21 protein-coding genes are annotated in these 24,393 nt (G+C 36.5%); 5 read left to right on the top strand and 16 right to left on the bottom strand.

Annotation, left to right across the window (positions count from 1 at the left end):
• Positions 1–128 precede the first annotated feature (128 nt).
• Positions 129–1,280, top strand: coding sequence for a VanZ family protein (locus tag FS802_RS27520; protein ID WP_000128049.1), 1,152 nt, complete (start codon positions 129–131; stop codon positions 1,278–1,280).
• A 7-nt stretch (positions 1,281–1,287) separates the two neighbouring features.
• Here the strand turns inward: FS802_RS27520 and FS802_RS27515 are convergent, their stop codons facing one another.
• The 6 genes from FS802_RS27515 to bdhA form a co-directional block, all read right to left on the bottom strand.
• Positions 1,288–2,601, bottom strand: a complete 1,314-nt coding sequence (locus FS802_RS27515) for a D-arabinono-1,4-lactone oxidase (RefSeq protein ID WP_098654590.1) — start codon at positions 2,599–2,601, stop codon at positions 1,288–1,290.
• Positions 2,589–3,761 (bottom strand): amino acid deaminase/aldolase, encoded by a 1,173-nt coding sequence (locus FS802_RS27510; protein ID WP_098654589.1) that lies wholly within the window; start codon positions 3,759–3,761, stop codon positions 2,589–2,591. Before FS802_RS27510 ends, FS802_RS27515 begins: the two co-directional genes overlap by 13 nt.
• 109 nt (positions 3,762–3,870) lie before the next feature.
• Positions 3,871–4,872 carry a sphingomyelinase C gene (sph, locus tag FS802_RS27505; protein ID WP_098654588.1) on the bottom strand — a complete coding sequence of 334 codons (1,002 nt, stop codon included), beginning with the start codon at positions 4,870–4,872 and terminating at the stop codon, positions 3,871–3,873.
• 72 nt (positions 4,873–4,944) lie between these two features.
• Positions 4,945–5,796, bottom strand: a complete 852-nt coding sequence (gene cerA / locus FS802_RS27500; protein WP_000731006.1) for a phospholipase CerA — start codon at positions 5,794–5,796, stop codon at positions 4,945–4,947.
• A gap of 264 nt (positions 5,797–6,060) precedes the next feature.
• Positions 6,061–6,405: a potassium channel family protein gene (locus FS802_RS27495; RefSeq protein WP_000948235.1), complete on the bottom strand. Its 345-nt coding sequence runs from the start codon at positions 6,403–6,405 to the stop codon at positions 6,061–6,063.
• Between the two features lie 118 nt (positions 6,406–6,523).
• Entirely contained in the window at positions 6,524–7,576 is a 1,053-nt protein-coding gene (bdhA, locus tag FS802_RS27490; protein ID WP_000645835.1) for a (R,R)-butanediol dehydrogenase, read from the bottom strand.
• A 226-nt stretch (positions 7,577–7,802) separates the two neighbouring features.
• Here bdhA and FS802_RS27485 point away from each other — a divergent pair, with 226 nt between their 5' ends.
• On the top strand, positions 7,803–8,981 hold the full coding sequence (locus FS802_RS27485) for an MFS transporter (protein ID WP_098654587.1): 1,179 nt from the start codon (positions 7,803–7,805) through the stop codon (positions 8,979–8,981).
• A gap of 283 nt (positions 8,982–9,264) precedes the next feature.
• Here the strand turns inward: FS802_RS27485 and inhA2 are convergent, their stop codons facing one another.
• The 10 genes from inhA2 to FS802_RS27435 form a co-directional block, all read right to left on the bottom strand.
• Positions 9,265–11,664, bottom strand: coding sequence for a M6 family metalloprotease immune inhibitor InhA2 (inhA2, locus tag FS802_RS27480; RefSeq protein ID WP_098654586.1), 2,400 nt, complete (start codon positions 11,662–11,664; stop codon positions 9,265–9,267).
• Between the two features lie 316 nt (positions 11,665–11,980).
• Positions 11,981–12,628: a fructose-6-phosphate aldolase gene (gene fsa, locus FS802_RS27475; protein ID WP_098654585.1), complete on the bottom strand. Its 648-nt coding sequence runs from the start codon at positions 12,626–12,628 to the stop codon at positions 11,981–11,983.
• 34 nt (positions 12,629–12,662) lie between these two features.
• Positions 12,663–13,589, bottom strand: coding sequence for a ribose ABC transporter substrate-binding protein RbsB (gene rbsB / locus FS802_RS27470; RefSeq protein WP_000758981.1), 927 nt, complete (start codon positions 13,587–13,589; stop codon positions 12,663–12,665).
• Between the two features lie 14 nt (positions 13,590–13,603).
• A complete protein-coding gene (locus FS802_RS27465) occupies positions 13,604–14,539 on the bottom strand; it encodes an ABC transporter permease subunit (RefSeq protein WP_001074645.1) in 936 nt (311 codons plus the stop codon).
• A gap of 2 nt (positions 14,540–14,541) precedes the next feature.
• The gene (rbsA, locus tag FS802_RS27460; RefSeq protein WP_098654584.1) at positions 14,542–16,026 is read right to left on the bottom strand and encodes a ribose ABC transporter ATP-binding protein RbsA; all 1,485 of its coding nucleotides are present in this window, start codon (positions 16,024–16,026) and stop codon (positions 14,542–14,544) included.
• 18 nt (positions 16,027–16,044) lie between these two features.
• Positions 16,045–16,440: a D-ribose pyranase gene (rbsD, locus tag FS802_RS27455; RefSeq protein ID WP_144525632.1), complete on the bottom strand. Its 396-nt coding sequence runs from the start codon at positions 16,438–16,440 to the stop codon at positions 16,045–16,047.
• Positions 16,437–17,333, bottom strand: a complete 897-nt coding sequence (gene rbsK, locus FS802_RS27450; RefSeq protein WP_144525630.1) for a ribokinase — start codon at positions 17,331–17,333, stop codon at positions 16,437–16,439. The genes rbsD and rbsK overlap by 4 nt, the downstream gene beginning before the upstream one ends.
• A 13-nt stretch (positions 17,334–17,346) precedes the next feature.
• Entirely contained in the window at positions 17,347–18,318 is a 972-nt protein-coding gene (gene rbsR, locus FS802_RS27445) for a ribose operon transcriptional repressor RbsR (protein ID WP_000104028.1), read from the bottom strand.
• 137 nt (positions 18,319–18,455) lie between these two features.
• Positions 18,456–20,069, bottom strand: a complete 1,614-nt coding sequence (locus FS802_RS27440) for an MDR family MFS transporter (RefSeq protein WP_098654582.1) — start codon at positions 20,067–20,069, stop codon at positions 18,456–18,458.
• 19 nt (positions 20,070–20,088) lie between these two features.
• A complete protein-coding gene (locus FS802_RS27435; protein ID WP_001132358.1) occupies positions 20,089–20,547 on the bottom strand; it encodes a MarR family winged helix-turn-helix transcriptional regulator in 459 nt (152 codons plus the stop codon).
• 272 nt (positions 20,548–20,819) lie between these two features.
• On the opposite strand from FS802_RS27435, the gene glpT reads away from it, so the two are divergent.
• The 3 genes from glpT to FS802_RS27420 all read left to right on the top strand — a co-directional run bounded on the left by glpT (position 20,820) and on the right by FS802_RS27420 (position 24,386).
• Entirely contained in the window at positions 20,820–22,169 is a 1,350-nt protein-coding gene (glpT, locus tag FS802_RS27430; RefSeq protein WP_098654581.1) for a glycerol-3-phosphate transporter, read from the top strand.
• A gap of 284 nt (positions 22,170–22,453) precedes the next feature.
• A complete protein-coding gene (locus FS802_RS27425; RefSeq protein ID WP_000795364.1) occupies positions 22,454–23,473 on the top strand; it encodes an ABC transporter ATP-binding protein in 1,020 nt (339 codons plus the stop codon).
• Positions 23,460–24,386, top strand: coding sequence for an ABC transporter ATP-binding protein (locus tag FS802_RS27420; RefSeq protein ID WP_001196372.1), 927 nt, complete (start codon positions 23,460–23,462; stop codon positions 24,384–24,386). Before FS802_RS27425 ends, FS802_RS27420 begins: the two co-directional genes overlap by 14 nt.
• Positions 24,387–24,393 lie beyond the last annotated feature (7 nt).

Here is a 24,393-nt window from a genome sequence, read left to right as displayed (position 1 = left end):
ATTAAATTCATCATAACTTAATCCCGTTTAAATTTGAAATTTTTTCTATTTCGAAATATTTTAATTTTGTTTTTAGGCTCTTTTAACGTTATAATGATAAACGAATTTTCAATGAAAGGAGCTTCATTTTGACTGCGTATTTATTTCCAGTAAAAACAGCATTTATTTTATTTCCTATTTTAGCAATGTTTCTCTTAATACCTTTTTTAATATTTAACTACCGAAAGTATGGTTATTTAAATAAATGGCGTTCATTTATTTTATACTCATTATTACTTTACTTATTAAATGCCTATTTTCTTGTGATTTTGCCGTTACCACAAACATATGATACTTGTAGCCTACAACCGGCTAATACGCAACATATGCAACTATCACCATTTTATTTCATACAAGAAATTAGTAATCATACCTCGGCAATTTTAACGAAACCAGCTACTTATTTCTACCTATTAAAAGAATCTGCGTTTTTACAAGTAGCATTTAACGTTCTATTAACCGTTCCATTTGGTATTTACTTACGTTATTATTTCCGACGTAGTTTCTTACAAACAATTTGTATTTCTTTTTGTCTTTCACTCTTTTTCGAGCTAACACAAGTGACTGGACTATACGGTATATATAATTGTGCCTACCGCTTATTTGATATAGACGATCTGTTTTTAAATACATTAGGCGGCGTAATTGGCTTTATCATTGCACCAATATTTACGTACTTCCTTCCGAAAGCAAACGAATTAGATAGTCATATTGATTTGGAAACAAAACCAGTCGGATTCGTTCGTCGTTTTATCGCGATGCAAATTGATTGGATTTTCTTATCTATCGTTGTACCTGTCATTAAAAACAAAGGAAATTCCTTCTTTGTTTCTAATATTCAATCTTACACGAACATATACGAACTCATTTTCATAACGTGTTCGATCTTTATTTACTTTATTATCATTCCATACTTTACGAATGGAAAGACAATTGGTAAAGCATTGCTTCGTATTTACGTGAAAGGGAAATCAGATCGTATTACGTTGAAGGAACTATTCATCCGTTACGGTATATTCTATTTCGTTTTAGGTGGAATCAATTATATTCTTTCTAGTAGCTCTATCTTAAATCTTAAAGAGCCTTTAGTATTAGTAGTTATATTATTATTCCAACTCGTAATTAACGGTCTATTTATTATTCATGTTTTATTACATGTATTTAGTCGTGATAAGTTACTATTTTACGAGCGAATTAGTCAAACAAGAAATGCAATCATACTAAAAAAAGCTGACAAGTAATACTTTGTCAGCTTTTTTTCATAATCGTAAATAATTTTTCTGTGTAAGGGTTTGAAAACATTTCTGCTTCATCTAATAACTTCCTCACCTTTAGAAACGAATGCAATTCTGGATATATATTTTGTAATTTTTCGTACGTTAACGTATGCATTTTTCCCCAATGCGGGCGTCCCTCATACTTTAGAAAAATTTTCTCCACCTCACCAAAATAAGCAGCATACTTCATACCTTTATACATATGAACAGCTATATACGCTGAATCTCTTCCATACGCTGGACTGAGCCATATGTCATCCCTTTTCACATAACGGCATTCAATTGGGAAGTGCACTTTATACTTTTTCTTTTCAATAAGGCTTGAAATTTCTTCTATAACGGTCCGCATATACTTTGAAGGAACGCTATACTCCATTTCATAAAATGGAACCGCACGCGATGTAGCAAACACTTCATAACTCGGGCCGATTATTTTTGTATTCGGTACAGCTTTAGCCGATAATCGACTTACTCCTTTACTTATAGAAGGAAACCATTTACATCCTTTAGATAACAAAGAAAACATCTTATTTTCAAGCAACTCTACCTTTAGTTTATGCCATTTCAAATCACTTTTTTTACCCGTTGTTTCGTTTGTAAATTTCACTTGCACTTCATCTGAATAAGGAAAAACGAAAAATTCAAAATGGCGATTCTTCTTATATTCTTCTAGCTTGTTCATTACAGTAGATAATGACTGTTTTTCACTTTTATAAACGAGTGAATAGGCTGGAATAACCTTCAATTTTATTTTTACAATGATACCTAACATTCCAAGCGACAACTGAAAGGCTCTCCAATATTCCACATTCTCAGTTTCCGAACAAACTATACTCTCACCTGTAGATAAAACTGCGGTAATCTCTATAACTTGTGTTGATAAACTTCCAAAGGCAATACCCGTTCCATGAGTCCCTGTACTAATCGCTCCTGCAATCGATTGCGAATCAATATCCCCTAAATTTTCTTGTGCATAACCTTTTTCTTCAAGTAACTTCCCCAAATCATGTAACTTTGTTCCTGCCCATACTTCGGCAACCATCTTCTCTGCATCAATATCCAAAATACCTTTCAATTCATCTAAAGAAACTAAAATTTCTTCCGTTTTCACAAGAGGTGTAAACGAGTGTCCTGATCCGACAACACGAATTTTCTTCCCTTTTTTTCGAGCAAGCTCCACAACTTCTACTACATCTTGTATACTTTCTGGATACATCGTATAATGCGGTGTTCCTTCTACATTCCCTGTCCAATTTCTCCATTTTTGTCCCTTTATAGAAAGCATTGACCATCCCCCCGATATGTTGAATACTCCCCAACAATCTCTCCTTCTTTCACACGATATAAAAAAGGAAACCGCTCACTTAATTCTCCAGCTTTACTATGGCGAAGCAAGATAGAATCTCCTATCTCTACTTGTTCCTCGCCGTTATAAAAAATCGGTGTTTGTACCTCGCCAGCACCTTCTAAAGCTAACAATTTTGCACCATTTGGCCTCCAAACCTCAGGTTCTTTATCTTTCCCAATTGCGCCTGAGGCAATATATCCACCGCCTAGACAAGTGTAAATAAACGGGGCTGATTTCCGCACAACTGGTAAGGCAAATCCGACAGCTGGATGAAATTTGACCTCTTTATAATAATCAAACAGTTTCGGAGCGTAAAAAGCAGAACCTATTGTAATCTCTGAAACTGAATTATCTTGCTCAGTTGTTTTTATACTTCCTGTGCCTCCCCCATTTACAAACCTTAGTTCAATACCTAGATTTTGTATTTCTTTTACGATATGTCCTCTTCTTTCTTTAACTTCTAACACCGATTTCTTCTTCAAATACGAAATCACTTTACTTTTCACTCTTTGATTCGGTATGTGATCTCCTACCCCAGCAATTTGAGCTTCATATCCCATTACACCATCTAGTATTAAAAATGATGATTCTTTCACCCTTTTTACTATTTTCAAAGCACCTTGCACATCTTTTACCGGTGATCTGTTTACCCCAAAATGAAATTGAAAAAAACGACTACTCATATCAATATCCAAACAAACACGAAAACACCCTTTAGACTCCTCAGCAATTTTTTCTAGATAAACAATATGGTCTTCACAATCCACCATACAAGTTATAATGAGGCCTTGCTTTGTTAGCAAACTTATTTCGTGTAAAGCCCTTTTATCATAAGCAGGATATCCGAGCAATAAATCATTGAATCCTTGTTCAATTAAAAACAAAGCCTCTCTAGGTGAAAAACACATAATACCTTGAAATCGATCATTTGTAGCTAAAATCTTTTGCATAACTGGAACAGAACGTAACGATTTACTCGCTATACGAATCTTCTTATTCCCACTTAATTCTATAATCGATTGAATATTTCTATCTAAAGCCACTTCATCCAAAAACGCACACGGTAATGGAACCTCTTTAAAAATTCCTCGATCCACATTTTTCTCTCCTCTTCTCTATATGTCTTATACATATTGGAAAGAAAGTTTAAATTTCCTCTACAAAATAAAAAAGTTTCTTCCTATTTAAGAAGAAACTTTTTTAGGACTATTTCATAGAAATAGTTGCCTCTACTGGATAATGATCAGAATAATCATCATACGTATATTTTTTGAGCCATGATGTAACAGACCACTTTGGAGATTTCGGTTGTAATACTTTATTCTCTATAAATGATGGATTCGCATGATCTTTACTTGCAATAATATAATCTAAATGTTCAGCAGATGCATCTGGATAATTGTATTTCGCAATACTGTTTGTCGTCGCATCCCAAGTTGCTGTATGTCCTGTATAAGATGGAATAGAAGCGTGCAATGTTTTAAACATAGATGCGTACTCTGAGTCACTATTGTTCTCTGCATTTATTTTATTCACGTTCATATCACCACCAAATAGGACGTACTCGTCATTTGGTATATTCTTATTTTTTATAAAATCTTGAATTTCTTTTAGCTGGTTTGTACGTACAGATGCAGGTGAAGTTTTTCCGCACATACTATCTTCAGCCTGCAAATGCGTCCCAATTACATGAACGAAACGATCATTTTTCTTAATTTTCGTGTATACAAATCCTTTATTCGATAAATTATCTGGCCCGCATCCTTTTGCAAATACATATTGAATCTTTTCAACGATCGGCCATTTACTCACGATTGCAACGCCCCCATCTTCAGGAGTTGAAGATGAATAGCTACCTAACGTTTTATCCCATTCATTTCCGTTACTACGACCTAATACCGCTGTTTGATTTGGATATTCTTTCTTCAAATTCCCTAACAAACGATCTGATGCGCTATTATCAAACACTTCATTTAATATAACAACGTCTTGATTCTTTATATAATCTGCCGCCCCAATTAAATCAGCACGATCACTTTGTCCCCAGTTCGGATATAAATTTGTTGATAGCATATACACGTTATGCGTCATCACTTTCAAAGTATTATTTTGATTTGTAGATGTTTCTGCTTGAGCTGAAGATCCTCCGTATAAAACTCCTAAACCAATCCCAAAGCTAAGTACACCTTTTAGCAATTTTCCTTTCACGCTTCATACCTCCATGTATTAGTTATAAAAAGGCCAAATACTCTATTGTGAGATTTGACCTTTTTTTAATACTTAACGATCTCCGTACGTATCAAACCAAAGCTGAATGTATCCGGCAGTAACACGTTGTGCATCCATTAATCGCTTACCTGTCATTGGTGTAACTTCAGCGCGCCATTTATCTGCATATTCTTGTGATACAGCTGCTTTTACGAACCAATCTTTCGTATTATCATTTACAATGCCAGCGTAATCTTGTTTCGCTGCTACTGCCGCTCCGTGAATCCAATCTTCTGGATTTGTACCTTTCCAGTTCCAATATCCATTTCCATCCGTTACTTTATAATTATCTTTTATCGTATCTACAAAGTTTTCATATTTAGAATGGAATCCTTGTGGGTACGAAAGATTTGTAAAGTTTGCCGCATGCATCGGTTGGTTTACATCTCCTAAATAATGAAGAGATAGTCCTAAATAGAAGAATGCTTGTTTCATATCTTTATTTTTATATGATTCACCAGCTAATTTAAAATATTTAGCGCCAGTTTCTTTTGCCTGCTTTGCAAATGGAATATATGTTTTTCCATTGTCTGGATCATAGAAATGTGAAGCAAATGTGCTATTATCATAATAAGGATTTTCATAGTCAGCAGCATAAATACCATTTTCTAATTCCGTACGCCATTCATTTAATTGTGCAACTCGATCTTGTTTTACAAGTGTTGTATTGCGAGACATAATATCAATGGCACGGTTTACAATCCATAAATGAGAGTTTACGCCTTCTTTATGTTTATCTTCAGCAGACCAGCGATGAACTATTTTTATTTTACTTCCTCCATCGTTTTCATGAGCAAATGCAACACTTTGTAACGGCGCTACTAATGTAATAGCTGCTGCTAAAGCAAGTACTTTCTTTTTCATCTGAAATCCTCCATTTTATAATTGAATTATTGTAAACTTTTTGTTAGGATCCTATGATATCGTCCGGTTAACCTATGACTAGAATATCCCACCTTTCATGAAATTTCTATCAATAAATTAAAATATGTAAATGTTCATATCATTATAACTTTATACATAGTGAATATAATGAATGAATGCACTTATATTGTAATAAAGTATTGTTAATCTACTGCAAATGATTGTCTAAACTAATGTAAAAAAAGAGTAAAGCATCCACATGCTTTACTCTTTTTTTCTATTCGATAATATACTTGGCAGTTGTACATTAACTGCCAACTTATGAATAAATCCAAACACTAATCCAATCCCAATAAATATGTATAAGATTGTAAATATCTTTCCGAAATCAGTTTGCGGACTAAAATCCCCATCACCAACAGTCGTCAACGTGACCACACTAAAATATAAAGCGTCAAGAGGACGTAATCCTTCAACTGTACTATAAAAAATTGTACCAGATGTTAATGTTAAAAATGTTAATACGAATAATACTTGAAATTCTTTATCTTTCCACGCTCGTAAACAAGCTTTTAGCATCCGTTTCAATGTCAACATAAATGAAAGCATTAGACTACCCCTTCCAAACAAAATACCTGTAGTTAAAGGAAAGTCTATCACCTTTCTGTATAGAAAAAAAGTAGCCCTCTTCTATTTCTAGAAAAGGGCTACTTTTTACTATTCTCTATTATTTAGGTGAAACAAGAATTTTCACTTGTGTTTTATCTTTTACAAGTGCTTCAAATCCTTCTTCAACAACTTGATCTACTGTGATTTTTTTCGTAATTAATTTCTCTGCTTGAATTTGGCCAGAGCTAATTAATTTAATAACAGCTGGGAAAATATGACGGTATCCAAGAATACCGATAACTTCTTTTTCTTTTAGTACAAGGTTGTTTGGCGTAATTGTCGCATCTTTTTCCCACACACTAACAATTACAGTTTGTCCTTCAAAGCTTGTACTTTCAATCGCTTGACGAAGTACTACTTCGACACCTGTTACTTCAAAGCTCACATTTACACCTAAACCACTTGTTAAGTTACGAATTTCTGCTAGTACATCTTGAGTAGCTGGATTTAATACATAATCCGCACCTGCTAATTTTGCTAACTCTTGACGTTCTTTAGAAAGTTCTACTGCAATAACAGGAGTTGCTCCTGCTGCTTTAGCTGCTTGAATGACAAGAAGTCCAATTGGACCACAACCAAATACTGCTACAGCTTCCCCTTCTTTTAATTTACTTTGACGTACTGCATGAACTGCTACCGCCGCTGGTTCTACAAGTGCACCTTGTTCATACGTCATTTCATCAGGAATATGGTGGACCATATCTTCTGGTACTACTGTATATTCAGAGAAACCGCCGCCTTCTCCGCCAAGACCGTGGAAAACAAGTTGTTCACAAACATTGTAATGTCCATGTTTACAAGCTTCACATTTACCACAAGAATAAATTGGTTCTACAACGACGCGATCTCCCACTTTATGAGAAGTAACGCCTTCACCGATTTCAACTACCTCACCACTAAACTCATGACCTAAAATAACCGGTGCTTTTACGTGTGTTAATGGGTGCTCTTCTGTTGGAATAAAAATAGGTCCTGCTAAATATTCATGCAAGTCTGTTCCGCAGATACCACACCATTTCACTTTAATCTTAACTGCTCCTGGTCTTACAGTTGGTTCTGGTACTTCTTCTACTCGTACATCGCGTTGATTATGCCAAAGTAATGCTTTCATTTTATACATCCCTCTCTACGTATATACTTAACCTGGTGAAGTTTACCAATCTATTATAATACTTCTATCCATATATTTCAAAAAAACAATCTCATTTCCACTAAATTTTAACAAATAACGTTCAATATTTTGTCACTTTGTACTTTTTTCCACATCTGTTAATGCTAATTTCATTGCGGTTGAAATTAGCATTATGCCATAATAGCAGAGGAGAGGTGAATATCGCTTGAAATATTTTATTTACTTTATTGTTATCGTAGCGTTTCTAGATACATTTTCACAATTACCTATTATGAGTACGTTCGCTCAAAGTCTTGGAGGATCTCCTCTTATTATTGGGCTAGTTGTCGGTATGTACTCATTCGCTAATATGATCGGTAATATTATTGCTGGCGCTGCTGTCGATAAATTTGGTGCAAAAAAAATACTTTATATAAGCATGGGACTTACGAGTTTCATAGTCTTGTTATACACCGTTGTTCAAAGTGGTGAACAACTATTAGTTGTGCGCTTTATGCACGGCTTTAGTGACGGATTTTTAATTCCTGCTGCCTTTACGTTTTTATCAAAACAAACAAATTCAGCAAGACAAGGTAAGGCAATGGCTCTATCTGGTGCTGCTGTTGGAACAGCGGCAATTGTAGGACCGGCTTTCAGTGGAATTATGAAAGCAACTGCTGGTATAGAGTGGGTGTTCATCACCATTTCTATTTTAATGGTCCTTGGTACAATCGTATCTCTATTCTTCTTACCAAATAACGTATCAAGAAAAGATACCTCAAGAACACAAATGATGAACAAAGAAGATATGATTGAACTATTGAAATCAGAACCGTTATTGCAAGCATATATTGGTGCTTTCACACTAATGTTCTCACAAGGAATTGTCACTTATATGCTACCAGTGAAAGTTGAGGCATTAGCGCTTAAAGCATCTACAACAGGCATGATGTTAAGTATATTCGGAATTACCGCTATCCTCTTCTTCTTGCTACCAACAAACCGTATTTACGATCGATTTAATCGTTCAAAACTCATGCTAATTGGGATTGCAGTAATGGCATTCGCGTTATCTTTACTTGGATTATTCGCAACAAAAGGTATGCTCTTTATCGTTATGATGATTTATGGCATTGGATTCGCTATCCTTTTCCCATCGATAAATGCATTACTTGTTGAAAATACGACAGATGATAAGCGCGGAAAAGCATTCGGATTGTTTTATGCTTTCTTCTCATTAGGAGTTGTTGCTGGATCCTTTACAGTTGGTGCAATCGGGGCATCCCCTAGCATCAGCTTCGTTATCGGAACTGCATTCTTATTAACATTCGCTGGAATGATTTATGTAAGAAGCAAAATAAAAAGTAAAGCAAACAGCAAAGTAAAAAAGACAATGATGGGTTAATTCCATCATTGTCTCTTTTATTGCCGTATATATTACTTTTGTGTATAGCCAAGTAACAATGTAAATAAGTTAAACTGTAAAGGCAACACTACATTTCTTCTTTTACAAAAAAAGTGTATAAATACCAACGATACTTCGACAATTTCCTCGGAAATATTTCCTTTCCCCACATAATTTGATACACTACATATGAACAGACACTTGTATTACATAAGCTAAAATAATAACTTACTGTACAAATTGAAAAGCACACTCTTCATATGAAGAATGTGCTTTTATGTTATTAACGTTTAATCCAAACAGCGCCTGCCGATTTATCCTCTGCCTGTCCAACAACTTGGAATTTAAGTCCAAGGTTTGGAACTTTTCTTCCTGCATCTGCAATTTGTTTGTTACTATATACTTTTGAATCATCAAATGTTGTAACACCTTGTAATCCAGAATAGTTAAACTGTCCACGTGTTAATGAATTTGCACTCCATGCTGGTGTTTGATCAAATGAAAATGCAGCATCTGCAATTTGCATACCTGTATTACCGTAAGTTGGTCTTCCATTTAAATTCCCAACAAATGCCTCTGGATGCGAATCCACAACACCAAGGAATCCTTCACCTGGATGCACCCCAACCCAGTTATCTTTGAAGCTATCATCTGCATACCAAACGACAAGACCTGTATTATACACTGGACCTTTTCCTGCCTTTAATCCATTATCTGATCCCGCATAGTTTCTCCACTCTAAGTAGTAATAATGAGCTTTCTTTTCTGTACCATCAGAAACAACAAAACCATTTAAATTCATTTTAGCCTGTCCTTCTGTATCATCAGAAAATACAACTTGTCCATCAACAGTTACATTTACATTATCCATCGCGAAACCTTTATATGTTACAGCCGGATCTGTAATATAATCGAATTGCAGTCTCACTTTTTTCCCTTTAAATTGACTTAAATCATATGATTTATCCATCCATTTTCCATCTGTTGTATCTTTATCTTCTTGGACTACTTTTTCTCCAAGTCTATCAATTAACGTTTTCGTTCCATCTTCTGTTACTGCATGCACTTCGACAAAATCGCACTCTGCTTCTAACTCATAATTTGCTTTATAATCGAATTTTGCATTTGTTCCTTTTGTTAAATCAAAGAATGGTGTCTCTAGTGTTGTATGCATATCATCTCCTCTTGTACTATAATATGCATGCTTTCCAAACTCCGGTTTAATCGTTTCAACACTTTTACCTGGTAAGTTAACACGTACAACGCCTGGACGATTGGATTTCGTAACACTTTGATCAATATATGTAGGAACTCCTACTCCACGCTTAATTTTATCGTAATCTACTTCTAAAATTTTTGCCCAGTTGCCACCCATATTCTTTTGTAAGAAGTCTTTATTTTGTGGTGAGAAACTAGTTGGCTCTGTTCCTGCAATTTTCCCTGTCCAACTACCTCCACTCATTAATGACCACGCTTCGACCGGTGAACCAGTTCCAGTATATTTCGTGTCATATTCATCTGGTAAGCCAAGATCATGTCCAAATTCATGCGCAAATACACCTACTGCTCCATCTTCTGGTTCAATTGTATAATCATGCGCCGCTACTTTTCCACCAAAGTAATCTACCTTTGATTTTGTACCTTCAACCGCTACTGGATCTATTGCTAATTTTGAACGATGTGACCAAATTGCATCATCCCCTAATTTACCGCCACCAGCTTCTTGACCAACGCCAGCGTGGATTACCATTAAATGATCAATTACACCGTCAGGTTCATTTGGATTCCCATCACCATTTGTATCATATCTATCGAATTGGTCAAATTGAGATAAATCTAACCCTTTCTCAGCGGCTGCATGTAAAGCTTCTTTCACTAAATCACGTGCGCCTTTTGGTCCTTTATTATCGTGACCACTGCTACCATCAGCACCATAATCAGCCGCTTTTCCTGGAACAGTTAGCCACTCCGTTACATATCCATCTGTCGTATAACTTCCACCAGACTGCTCTTCATAATATTGTTTAAATGTTTTTACTTTCGAACCATCAAATAACGTGTATGGTTCATTACCAAATAACATTTTTTGATAATGCTCTCTACTAAAGTCTTTCGAATACATATACCCTGGCGTTTGATCAATATTATTATGTTTATAATCACTAAATTCAACGAGTAATACTAATACTTTATCATTTCGAACCGGTCCATTATATGGCGCTTGCTTTGCTTTAGACGTTGGGACTTGTCCATTCAATTGTTTTTTATTTGGTTCTGGTTTTTGCTCAGGACTCACATTTTTTTCAGGTTTCTTTACTTTCTCCTTTTCTTCCATTTTCTTTTCTTTTACTTTTTTCACATAATCAGATGCCTCTTTAGCAGTATCCGCTGGAAGAATTTCTTTATTTGCCTGATCGCCTTGTTTCTTTTCAATGTACTTTTCTACAGCCTTTTTCGTCTCTTCTTTAGAAGATGCTGGATTAATTGTTCCTCTTTCTTTCAACGCTTCCGCTAAACGATCTTCTTGAATTAAATTGTAATCAATTGGTGTTGTAGATACATTGTCTTTCTCTTTTGCTGGCGTTTCTGCGTATGCTAGCGGAGTACTCATTACAGATGTGCATCCGATAATTGCCGCAATTGCTAAAGATGATAACACTTTAAATGGCGCTTTTCTTCTCATTCTATTTCTCTCCTTTTATAAAACTTAAAATTCAGATAAATTAGTGCATTTAAATCGAAATCCCTACTTTCTGCCCTCCCTATATAAAAAGGCATAATTCTATAAACGTTAAGCTTTCTGTTATAGAATCATGCCCCTCCAGTTTTCTGGTCAGAACCTCTACCTTTTTATGTCGAAATATGAAAAATAAAAAGTGATTTGATATATATTAAATAGCTTATATAACAAATTTAAAAGACAATATGCAAAATTGCATGAAAATTCTTTTAACCAAAAAAGAACCCTAGTCAATTAAACTAGGATTCTCGATTTTCTATTATTTCTCTTGTGTTTTTTCCCAATCAGTTAAGAATTTCTCAATTCCTTGATCTGTTAATGGATGTTTCACTAGTGAAGCAATTACGTTTGCTGGGATTGTTGCAATATGTGAACCGTTTAATGCTGCATCTGTTACGTGAACACTGTGACGTACAGATGCTGCAATGATTTCTGTTTCAATGCCGTGAATTGCAAAGATTTCTGCGATTTGGCGGATTAGGTCCATACCGTTATGACCGATATCGTCTAAGCGACCTAAGAATGGTGAAACGTATGTTGCACCAGCACGAGCTGCAAGTAATGCTTGAACTGCTGAGAATACTAATGTAACATTTGTACGAATTCCTAAGTCAGAGAATGCTTTTACTGCTTTTAAACCTTCTGTTGTCATTGGAACTTTTACAACAACGTTTGGAGCAATTTTCGCTAATTCTTTTCCTTCTTCAATCATTTTATCAGCTTCTAAGCTAATTACTTCTGCGCTTACAGGTCCTTCTATAAAGCTGCAAATTTCACGAATACGCTCGTGGAAATCTACGCCTTCTTTTGCTACAAGTGATGGGTTTGTCGTTACTCCAGCTACTACGCCTAATGCATTTGCCTCTTTAATTTCATTAATGTTTGCTGTATCAATAAAGAATTTCATTTATTATTCTTCCTTCCTAATTTTCATTTTATATTTATTTATTTTTCTTAATAAGCTCTAATTCAATCGGAATAGATTTGTCCACTTTTTTACCTTGCGTGATCTCTTTTGCTGTTTGCATCGCCTTCTCTCCGATTAATTCCGGTTTTTGAGCAACTGTTGCAGCCATACGCCCATCTTTAACCGCTTTTACAGCATCTTCTGTTGCATCAAACCCAACAACGACTACATCCGTTTTTCCAGCAGACTTCAATGCTTCAAGTGCCCCTAATGCCATTTCGTCGTTATGCGCAAACACAGCTTTAATATCACCATTTGCTTGCAAAATGTTTTCCATAACAGATAATCCTTTAGCTCTATCAAAATCAGCCGCTTGTTTTGCAACTACTTTTAAAGACTTATCCGCTACGTTATGGAATCCTTTCCCACGCTCGCGAGCAGCAGAAGAGCCAGGGATTCCTTCTAATTCAGCAACGTTTGCTCCCCCGCCAACTAATTCACGAATGTAATCACTAGCCATTTGACCACCTTCAATATTATTAGAGGCAATGTGAGAAACAACTTTACCTGAATTTGCGACGCGGTCTACTGTAATAACAGGGACATTCGCTGCATTTGCCGCACTTACTGCTGAAGCAACAGCATCTGAATCGGTCGGATTAATAACAACTACATCGACACCTTTTTGAATTAAATCTTCAACATCGTTCGTTTGCTTTGCTGCATCATTTTGTGCATCAACAGCAATCAACTCGATGCCGCTATCTTTCGCTTTCTTTTCTGCACCCTTTTTCAAAGTTACAAAAAAAGGATTGTTTAAAGTTGAAACAGAGAATCCAACTTTAATAGTTTTATTTCGACCTTTATCGCTAGAATCCTTTGCCCATTCTGGTGGTTCCATTGAACAACCAGCAGTAATGACCATAATACATGCAACGAGTATAAGTAACCATTTCTTCATGAACTGTCCCTCCATTACGCTTCTTTTCGACGATCAATTAATACAGCTAGTAAGATTACAAGTCCTTTTACAACTTGTTGGAAGAAAGAAGATACACCTAATAAATTTAAACCGTTATTTAGTACACCGATAATTAGTACACCGATGAATGTACCAACAATCCATCCTCTTCCCCCAGAAAGACTTGTTCCACCTAATACAACTGCTGCAATTGCATCTAATTCGTAAGAAGTACCTGCAGTTGGCTGTGCAGAATCTAGTCGTGATGTTAAGACAATACCTGCAAGCGCTGCCAAAATTCCGGAAAGACCGTAAATCATTACTTTAATTCTCGTAACATTAATACCTGATAATGCTGCTGCTTCTTCATTTCCACCAATTGCAAATGTACGGCGACCAAATGTCGTTTTCTTCAAAATGAAGTACAGTACTGCGAAAGCGACCATCATTGTAACAGCTGGTACCGGAATACCGAGAAAATAACCGCGGCCAAACATTTGGAACATTAAATGATCACCAAGACCAGTGATCGGACGTCCGTCCATATAAACAAGCGTCAACCCGCGAAAAATAGTCATTGTTGCTAAAGTTGCAATAAATGGAGCTACTTTTCCCTTCGCTATGATGATACCGTTTACAATCCCCATTACAAGACCAGCTAATAATCCAACTGCCATCGCAAGGAACGGGTCCATGCCACTTGCCATCATTCCAGCAACAAGTGCACTTGATAATGCTAAAATAGAACCTACCGATAAGTCAATACCCCCTGTTAAAATTACAAAGGTCATTCCGAATGCAATAAGCGCATTAATCGATACTTGACGCAGTATATTAAATAGATTTGGAATCTCAATAAATGCTGGATTTAAAGCTGTAATTACGACGATAATTAATACTAAACCGATTAAAGAACCAAGTTGTTGTAATACATTCCCCTTCTTAGCCATCCTTACTCTCCCCCTGTAGCTAGTGCCATAATAGACTCTTGTGATGCCTCATCTTTCTCTAAAATGCCGCCGACTTTTCCTTCATGAATAACAAGAACGCGATCACTCATTCCTAAAACTTCTGGAAGCTCAGATGATACCATAATAACGGCATCTCCTTGCTCAGTAAGCTTATTCATAATAGAGTAAATTTCTTTTTTCGCTCCAACATCTACACCCCTTGTTGGCTCATCTAAAATGAGTAGCTGCGGGTGGATACCTAGCCATTTTGCAATAACAACCTTTTGCTGATTTCCACCAGAAAGAGATTTCACCGCTTGCTCTCCACTAGCTGCTTTCACATTAAGAAGTTTCATCATATCCGCTGTAAACTGTTGTTCTAGTTCGTTACTTAAGACACTTCCCTTTGAAAGACTTTCTAAATTCGGTAAAGCTAAATTTTCTCGAATTGAGAAATCTAAAACTAACCCTTCAGATTTTCTATCCTCTGTAATAAAAGCTATTCTTTGTCTAATCGCATCTATCGGACTATCAATCTTTACTTCTTGTCCATTTATAAAAATTTGGCCAGAATCTAAAGGTTCGTATCCAAATATCGCTTTCATAATATCTGTACGGCCAGCTCCCATCAAGCCAGCAACACCAAGGGTTTCACCTTTTCTCACTTGAAACGAAATATTTTCAAACTTCCCTTTTTTCGTTCCGTTACGCATCTCAAAAATGACATCGCCAATTTGACTATTTCGCTCTGGGTAACGTTCACCAATGCTGCGCCCCACCATCATACTCACTACTTCATCAAATGATGTTTCCGGAATAAGTCTCTTTCCTACGTATTCCCCATCACGTAAAATCGTAATGGCATCACATATTGAAAAAATTTCTTCCATTCGGTGTGAGATATAAACGAACGAAACGCCTTCTTTACGTAATTTATTAATGACAGTAAACAACGTTTCAATTTCACGATCTGTTAATGCAGCTGTAGGTTCATCCATAATAATAACACTCGCGTTTGTCATTAACGCTTTCGCAATTTCGATAATTTGCTGTTGTCCAACCGATAACTCTCCTGCCAACATAGCGCCTTTTACATGTAACCCTAACTCCGCTAGTTGCTGCTGCGCAATCGCGTTCATTTGACGCGTACGTAAAACACCTGTCTTCCCATACATTAACTCTTTACCGAGAAACATATTTTCAGCTACTGTTAAGTTCGATAATATGTTCAATTCTTGATGTATAAATGCAATACCATACTCTTCTGCTTCTTTCGCATTTTTAAAAGTTCGTTCTTGTCCATCAATCGTGACTGTTCCACCATCTTTTTTGTATACACCTGTTAAAATCTTCATGAGCGTTGATTTACCCGCTCCATTTTCCCCCATCAATGCATGGACTTCCCCTGTTTCAATCTTAAACTGTGCATTCTTCAAAACAGGATTGCCATTGAACGCCTTTGAAATATTTTTCATTTCAATACGCATTCCCATCACTTCCTTTTATTAAAAAATCACGCCTGCATGTAAAATTACATTGGCATAAGGAGTAGCCTCTCCTGTACGAATAATCGCCTTCGCTTTCTTCGTGTGCTCTTTAAATTGTTCATGCGATACATATTCAAACGCTGGCTCTATTAATTTCAGCTCGATCTCTTTATTTACTTCCGCATTATTGTTAATGACTTCTTCTGCTAACGTTACTTTTTCAATTGCCATATCATCGGCTACCACTTGCAATACGTCTAAAAATCTAGGTTTTCCAATCTCAACTGCTAAATCAATTCGTTTTACTCCGTCAGGAATTGGTAACCCGCAGTCTGCGATTACAATTGTATCTGTATGCCCAAGTGAAGCAAGGACTGATGCAATCTCACTGTTTAATACACCGTGCTTTTTCATCCGACAATCACCTGCACTTCACGTACTCTATCTCTCGTTGGCATACCGCCCTGTGCTCCAAGTTTCGTTACAGAAAGGCCACCAGCAATATTCGCAAAACGAATTGCTTTTTGAAGTGTTTCTCCTTCAGAAAGCGCAACTGCTAATGCACCATTGAATGTATCACCAGCTCCAGTCGTATCTACTACATCAACAGCGATGCTAGGAACATGCACAATCTCCGTACCATTATGGAAACGAACACCTTTAGAACCTTCTGTCATCAATAGTTTATTTGGATATTTAGCCAGTAAATCTTCAATTGCTGATGTGAAATCATCTAATACGATGCGGCACTCATGTTCATTTGGCGTAATATAAGTTGCCTTTTCTAAAATATCTTCTGATAACACTTGTGCTGGCGCTGGATTTAACATAACTGGAATATTATGCTCCTCACAAATAGCCAATACATATTTTACTGTTTCAAGTGGAATCTCTAGTTGAAGAACAACCATATCTGCTTTTATAAGAAGATCTTTTGAACGATCTACAACCGACTCATTTACAAGAGCATTCGCCCCTTGCACGACAACAATACTGTTATCCTCTTCTGCTAAAACGATATGAGCAATTCCTGTCGCTGTATCTGTAACCGGTACCACATAGTCGATAAAAACGCGTTCGTTCTCTAAATTGCTCCTAACTACAGTTCCATAATTATCGTTTCCTACCGCTCCAACCATCGCTACATTTGCGCCTAATCTAGCTGCAGCAACCGCTTGATTGGCTCCTTTCCCTCCCGGGATTGTATGAAATGCTTCACCAATTACTGTTTCTCCTGCTTTCGGACGTTTTTTTGAAACAGCCACTAAGTCCATTGAAATACTACCTACTACTGCAATATTTGGCATCTGTTTCATCTCCTTACTTCGTTGTATTTCGTTCTATAATTTCAATCGGTAAACGATAGTGTTTCTCTTCTAATACGTTTCCTTCCATCTGCTCTAACAACAGCTCTGTTGCAATTTTCCCCATTTCATAAATTGGCTGTGCAACAGTTGTAATAGATGGATACATCATTTCTGTTAAAGAAATTCCATCGAATCCGATAATTTGTAAATTATCCGGAATAGAAATCCCCTTTTGAAGTGCAGCCTTTACAATACCTATTGCAATTAAATCATTTCCAGCAACAATTCCATCAATATGTGGGTATTCTTCTAATAATTCCACCGCTACACGCTCACTATTAGCTGGATCAAATGTACTCTCTGCAATCATATAAGAAAGATTATTTTGCGTAATAACGTCTACAAAACCTTCAAAACGCTCATTAGCCGTGCTTACGTCACGCGGTCCGCGAATATGCGCAATATGTTTACAGCCTTTATCTATTAATAACTTTGTCGCAGCCTGACTCCCTGCATAGTTATCTGCATATACAGTAGGAATACGCTCATTAAACATACGGTCAATTGCAACAACTGGAACAGACAACTTCATGTAATTAACACTATTTTGTGGATTTGTTGCTACAATAAATCCATCCACATTATTTTGCCTAAGTACATCAATATATTGCTTTTCTTTCTCTAAACTCTCATCAGAGTTACAAAGGACAACTGTGTATCCCTGCTTATGCGCTACATCTTCTACGGCACGTGCAACTTCTGGAAAGAATGGATTCACGATATTTGGAACAACTAAGCCAATTAAACGAGATTTTTTATTATACAGTGAACGCGCTACTGTACTAGGTTTATAATCTAGCATCTCAATTGCTCGCTCTACTTTCTTTAATGTATCTTCATGAACATATCCATTTTTATTTAACACTCTGGAAACGGTCGCAACAGATACTCCCGCTAATTTTGCAACGTCTTTAATCGTACTCATTCTCTTTCCTCTCCATTTCATGTAACCGTTTACAGAAAATAATATAACGTATTTCTAGAAATACGTCAATCATTTCTCACAAAAAAGCTTTTAAGGTTATACTCAAAAAAGCACCGCCATAAGGCGATGCTTTTTCATTACGAATATGATACAGTTTGTTCTTTTTCCTGTGCAGAAGGCTCTTCAGCGTCTTTTTTACGATCTGATAGTTTAATCTTCTGTAAGAAAATCGTAAAGATAGCACCCACTACAATGAATACTAATCCTGTTAGGAATACAGTATGAAGTGAGTCTACTAAGGAGTTTTTCAAAATTGGTACAATGCTGTTAGCGAATGCTTCTGGCATTTGTTTTAATGCTTCTGGACTAAATAGCATCGAATATAAACCTTGTGGGTCTGTATGAATCATATCTTTAAATTTCGTTACCATTTGTCCCGCTTCTTTCGGGAACGTATCTAATACAGGTACTAATTTATTTGTTAATGTTGTACCTGAAGTGTTATTCATGATTGACCCTAAAATTGTAATACCAAATGTTCCACCGATTTGACGGAAGAACTGACTTGATGATGTTACGACTCCAAGATCTTTTTTCGGGAAACTTTCTTGTAACGCTAATGTTAATGTCGGCATAACAAGACCCATTCCTAAACCGATAATACTCATATAAAAAGTAGCAGTAAGTTTAGTCGTGTGCATATCCATCGTTGTTAATAACCAGAAACCACCAGCCATAATAAGCATCCCTGTAATAATTTGTGGTTTCACACCAACTTTTAATACAAGTTGACCACCAATAATACTCATAACAATCATTGTAATCATCATCGGTGTCATGATTGTTCCTGATTCAGCAGCACTTACTCCTACAATTCCTTGCATGAAGAATGGTACGAACATAATCGCACCGAACATTCCGATACTCATAAAGAAACCAATCGCATTCAGTATTGTAAACGTGCGATTTTTAAAGAAATGCATCGGTAAAATTGGTTCTTCTGCTTTCGTTTCAACGATAACAAAGCTAACAATACCAATTAGAGCTAATGCAAATAAACAGATAATTTGCCAAGAACCCCATGCATAATCTTTTCCGCCAAACGTTAATGCAAGTAATAAACTTACAACACCGAGAATCATCGTAAAGATTCCAGCAATATCAATTTTGATCGGTCCTGTTTGTTTATGTGACTTTAATCCCATTGCAATAAAGATTGTTGCTAAAATACCAACTGGTAAGTTAATGTAGAATACCCATCTCCAGTTCACTGCGTCTACAATCCAGCCACCCACTTGTGGTCCAATTACAGAAGCAAGACCGTATAACGCACCAAAAATACCTTGCCATTTCGCACGTTCTTTTCCCGTAAACATATCTCCGATAATAATCATAGCCATTGGCATCATAATACCGCCACCAAGACCTTGAATACCACGGAAAATAATTAATTCCGTCATACCATTTGCCATACCACATAACGCCGAACCAACCATAAAGATAACTAGCCCTGTAATATATACGTTACGACGGCCAAGTAAATCCGCTAATTTACCTGCAATTGGTACAACTGTCGTTGATGTTAACATATAAGCTGTTGTTAACCATGTCATTAAGCTTAATCCGCCTAGTTCACCGACGATACGCGGCATTGCTGTACCAACAATGGTTCCATCTAATGCAGCAAATAGCATCGCGATTATTAAACCAATTAACAGCAACTTTCTATTTATGTTTTCTTGTTGCTCCATGTAATCTCCTCAATTCCTCTTAGTTATTCTCTTTTTTCTCTTGTGTCCCGCAAATAATTGTTTCTAACTTCTCAAAGAGGCGTAACAAATCTTCTCTTTCTTGTAATTCTAAATGTGAGAAATATTTTGCAATATGCTCATTACGAGCGGTCATTGCCTCTTCTACTCTAGCTTTCCCCTTTTTTGTTAACTCAATGATGACAACACGACGGTCATCTTTGTCGTGATAGCGTTCTACAAGCTCTTGGTCAATTAGGCGATCAATCATCACTGTAATTGCACTAGGCTTTACATACATCTTTTTTGCTAATTTTGTCGCTCTTGAAGCACCGTAATGATCTAAAATCTTTAAAATATAAAACTGCGGTGGTGTAAGTCCTGTTGCTTGCATTTGTTCTAATAACTCCGTCTGCATTTTCTTTCCAATCGAAAAGGCAAGAGCTTGAATTTTATCGATATGCGTCATATCATTTGGCATGTTATCCACCTCTTATTTAAGCAATAAAATATTTAATGTATTTAAATATTAATACCACGAACAAAATCCGTCAACACTTTTTATTTATAAAAACGTTTACATTTCTGTCACAAAGTTGTATAATTTTCGACGAAGTTAATATTGACAGTCACGGAGAATCGGAGTATACGGCTATGAATCATAAAAAAGGAAACTTTTTTATATTTCATGGCCTTTTTATATTCTCTCTGACTTACAACATTTCGAATTCATTAGGGGAGGATTTTCATTTTATGTTTTTCACACAATTATTTAAGCCTGCGCCCCACGCGGAACGCTTACCAGCTGATCGCGTTGATAGCGAATACCGTAAATTACGTTTACAAGTATTCTTAGGTATCTTCATCGGCTACGCAGGTTACTACTTTGTTCGAAAAAACTTTTCACTAGCGATGCCATACTTAATCGAACAAGGCTTTAGTAAAGGGGAACTTGGGGTTATCCTTTCAGCAGTTTCTATCGCTTACGGATTAAGTAAATTTCTTATGGGTATCGTATCCGACCGTTGTAATCCTCGCTATTTTTTAGCAGCTGGGCTATTTTTATCAGGTATCATTAATATTATTTTCGGCTCATTTTCTTTCATTACAACGAGCATTATACTTATGTTTGTCCTTCAGTTTTTAAATGGATGGGTACAAGGTATGGGCTGGCCTCCTTGTGGTCGTACGATGGTTCACTGGTTCTCTATTAGTGAACGTGGTACAAAAATGTCTATTTGGAACGTCGCTCATAATGTCGGTGGCGCACTTATGCCTTCTCTTGTAACATTAGGGTTATATTTCTTTGCAAATGACTGGCATAGTATTTTTTACTTCCCAGGTATTCTTTCAATTTTAGTTGGTATTTATGTATTAATTACGATGAGAGATACACCTCAATCTTGTGGATTACCTTCTATTGAAGAACATACTGGAGAATATCCAGCAGATGAAAAAGTAAAAGATCGAGAACGCGAACTTTCAGTAAAAGAAATTTTATTTACATACGTACTAAACAATAAATTTTTATGGTACATCGCTATTGCGAACGTTTTCGTTTATTTCGTACGTTACGGCGTTGTAGACTGGGCTCCTACTTATTTAGTAGAGGAAAAAAGTTTTACTCATAGTAGCTCTCGCACAGCTTATGCTCTATACGAATGGGCTGGTATTCCAGGTACACTTCTTTGCGGATGGATGAGTGATAAACTGTTTAAAGGGCGCCGCGCACCTGCTGGTATTTTATTTATGGTTGGTGTATTTATCGCCGTTCTTGTTTACTGGCTAAATCCTCCTGGTAATCCAATGATTGATAGTATCGCACTTGTCGCAATTGGATTTTTAATTTATGGACCTGTTATGTTAATCGGCCTACACGCACTAGACTTAGCACCAAAAAAAGCTGCTGGAACTGCAGCTGGTTTAACTGGGTTCTTCGGTTACCTAGGTGGAGCTACTTTTGCTAGCGCAGCTATGGGCTTTATCGTCGATGCATTCGGATGGGATGGCGGATTCATCTTATTACTTGTATCTTGTGTACTTGCAATGTTCTTCCTTGCTCTTACTTTAAAGACAGGATCTGCAAAACCAAAACAAGCTTAAGTACTAATATTATTCTTATCAAAAAAAGAGAGACTGTTCTTTCCAGAACACCTCTCTTTTTTCTACATATAATACTTTTTTCTTACAAAAGATTTATTTCCCTCTCACATATATGTTAGCGCTTCCAAAACACCTCAACTACTAATACAACTGCATTCAATTTTTGTATAAAAAGATTTTTGAATATTTTCTCAAATTATGCTTGTCAAACATTGTCATTTTATATTAAAATAACAACAACATACAAAATATTTAGTCTTTTCTGAAAAGATGGAGGGATAGCCATGAAGAATCCACTTCTTCGCATTGAAAACTTACAGACTTCCTTTCGCATACAAGATCACTATCATGCAGCAGTAGATGATGTTTCGTTAACTGTCCATGAAAATGAAATTGTCGCGATAGTTGGTGAATCAGGTTGCGGAAAAAGTGCACTTGCCCTTTCTATTATGCGATTGCATAATGAAGCAAATACAAAATTACAAGGGCAGCTTAACTATAGAGATAAGGATTTACTAACTATGTCAGCCGCAGAGATGAATAAAGTACGCGGATCAAACATCGGTATGATTTTCCAAGAACCTCTTACAGCACTCGATCCTCTCATGACAGTTGGAAAACAAATCGAAGAAAACTTAGACTACCACACAAGCCTTTCAAAAGTTGAAAAAAAAGAACGCACCTTAGAACTACTTCATCAAGTTGGTATTCCAAAACCAGAACTTACATATAAACAATACCCACACGAATTATCTGGCGGAATGAGACAAAGAATTGTTATCGCAATTGCAATTGCTTGTAACCCAGCACTCATTATTGCGGATGAGCCAACAACGGCTCTTGACGTAACCATCCAAGCACAAATTTTAGACTTACTAAAATCTATTCAAGAACAAACGAAAATGGGCATCATTTTAATTACTCATGATTTAAGTGTTGTCGCAGAAACAGCCGATCGTATCGTCGTTATGTACGCTGGACAAGTTGTAGAGACAGGAAAAGTTGAAGAGATTTTTAACAATCCTCTTCACCCATATACTCGTTCTCTATTAAACTCCATTCCATCTGCGTATGGTGAAAAAGAAAAATTGCATGTAATTCAAGGGGTGGTTCCTTCGTTAGCGAAGCTTCCTCGCACAGGTTGTCGCTTCCAAGCTCGAATTCCATGGATTAGACCTGATCAACACGAGGAAAATCCAATTTTACATGAAGTAAAACCAGACCATTGGGTACGTTGTACTTGCTACAAGCATTTCAACTTCCAAGATAAGAAAGGAGATGACGTAACTCATGGCACTGCTTAAAGTAGAAGATTTAAAAGTACATTTTCCAATTAAAGGTGGCTTCTTCGGCCGCACATTAGATTACGTGCGTGCTGTCGATGGTGTAAGTTTTGAATTACAACCGGGTGAAACATATGGGATCGTTGGTGAATCAGGAAGTGGCAAATCAACAACGGGTAAAGCAATTATGCATTTAACGAAAGCAACAGAGGGTAGCATTCATTTTAATAATAGAGATTTAACAAAATTAAGTCGCTCTGAGCTACGTGAACAACGAAAAGATATTCAAATGATTTTCCAAGATCCTTATTCATCATTAAATCCGAAGAAACGTGTTCTCGACATTATTGCTGAGCCTCTTCGAAATTTTGAGAAGCTCTCACCTGATGAAGAACGTAGAGCGGTTCAAGAATATCTTGATAAAGTTGGTCTAAATCCAGAGTCAATTTATAAATATCCACATGAATTTTCCGGCGGGCAAAGGCAGCGGATTGGTATTGCACGCGCTCTTACATTAAAACCTAAGCTTATTATTGCTGATGAGCCAGTATCTGCGCTTGATGTCTCTGTACAAGCACAAGTATTAAACTTCTTGCAAGATTTACAAGCTGAGCTCGGACTAACATACTTATTCATTAGTCATGATTTAGGTGTAATTCGTCATATGTGTGACCGTATCGGTGTTATGTATCGCGGACGCATCGTCGAAGAAGCAACTAGTGCAGAAATTTATAGTAATCCGCAACATATTTATACGAAGCGCCTAATATCAGCAATTCCTGATATTCGTCCTGAAAACAGAGAGAGACAGCGTAAGCTCCGTCAACAAGTAAGCTCTGAATACGAGAAATCATACGAAAATTATTTCAATGAAAACGGTCGTGCTTATGACTTAAAAGCAATCTCGCCAACGCACCGGGTGGCATTACCATAAGGGAGTG

The sequence above is a fragment of the Bacillus sp. DE0042 genome, from assembly GCF_007680225.1.
Taxonomy (GTDB): Bacteria; Bacillota; Bacilli; order Bacillales; family Bacillaceae_G; genus Bacillus_A; species Bacillus_A wiedmannii.
Note: the sequence above shows the minus strand (reverse complement) of the source record. Positions and strands in the feature narration are given on the sequence as shown.

What these genes read in the sequence shown, in the direction of transcription:
- FS802_RS27515 (WP_098654590.1), bottom strand. Translation starts at nt 2,601, where the DNA reads ATGCTTTCTATAAAGGGACAAAAATGGAGAAATTGGACAGGGAATGTA.
- cerA (WP_000731006.1), bottom strand. Translation starts at nt 5,796, where the DNA reads ATGAAAAAGAAAGTACTTGCTTTAGCAGCAGCTATTACATTAGTAGCG.
- FS802_RS27495 (WP_000948235.1), bottom strand. Translation starts at nt 6,405, where the DNA reads ATGCTTTCATTTATGTTGACATTGAAACGGATGCTAAAAGCTTGTTTA.
- bdhA (WP_000645835.1), bottom strand. Translation starts at nt 7,576, where the DNA reads ATGAAAGCATTACTTTGGCATAATCAACGCGATGTACGAGTAGAAGAA.
- inhA2 (WP_098654586.1), bottom strand. Translation starts at nt 11,664, where the DNA reads ATGAGAAGAAAAGCGCCATTTAAAGTGTTATCATCTTTAGCAATTGCG.
- fsa (WP_098654585.1), bottom strand. Translation starts at nt 12,628, where the DNA reads ATGAAATTCTTTATTGATACAGCAAACATTAATGAAATTAAAGAGGCA.
- rbsB (WP_000758981.1), bottom strand. Translation starts at nt 13,589, where the DNA reads ATGAAGAAATGGTTACTTATACTCGTTGCATGTATTATGGTCATTACT.
- FS802_RS27465 (WP_001074645.1), bottom strand. Translation starts at nt 14,539, where the DNA reads ATGGCTAAGAAGGGGAATGTATTACAACAACTTGGTTCTTTAATCGGT.
- rbsA (WP_098654584.1), bottom strand. Translation starts at nt 16,026, where the DNA reads ATGCGTATTGAAATGAAAAATATTTCAAAGGCGTTCAATGGCAATCCT.
- rbsD (WP_144525632.1), bottom strand. Translation starts at nt 16,440, where the DNA reads ATGAAAAAGCACGGTGTATTAAACAGTGAGATTGCATCAGTCCTTGCT.
- rbsK (WP_144525630.1), bottom strand. Translation starts at nt 17,333, where the DNA reads ATGCCAAATATTGCAGTAGTAGGTAGTATTTCAATGGACTTAGTGGCT.
- rbsR (WP_000104028.1), bottom strand. Translation starts at nt 18,318, where the DNA reads ATGAGTACGATTAAAGACGTTGCAAAATTAGCGGGAGTATCTGTTGCG.
- FS802_RS27440 (WP_098654582.1), bottom strand. Translation starts at nt 20,069, where the DNA reads ATGGAGCAACAAGAAAACATAAATAGAAAGTTGCTGTTAATTGGTTTA.
- FS802_RS27435 (WP_001132358.1), bottom strand. Translation starts at nt 20,547, where the DNA reads ATGCCAAATGATATGACGCATATCGATAAAATTCAAGCTCTTGCCTTT.
- glpT (WP_098654581.1), top strand. Translation starts at nt 20,820, where the DNA reads ATGTTTTTCACACAATTATTTAAGCCTGCGCCCCACGCGGAACGCTTA.
- FS802_RS27425 (WP_000795364.1), top strand. Translation starts at nt 22,454, where the DNA reads ATGAAGAATCCACTTCTTCGCATTGAAAACTTACAGACTTCCTTTCGC.
- FS802_RS27420 (WP_001196372.1), top strand. Translation starts at nt 23,460, where the DNA reads ATGGCACTGCTTAAAGTAGAAGATTTAAAAGTACATTTTCCAATTAAA.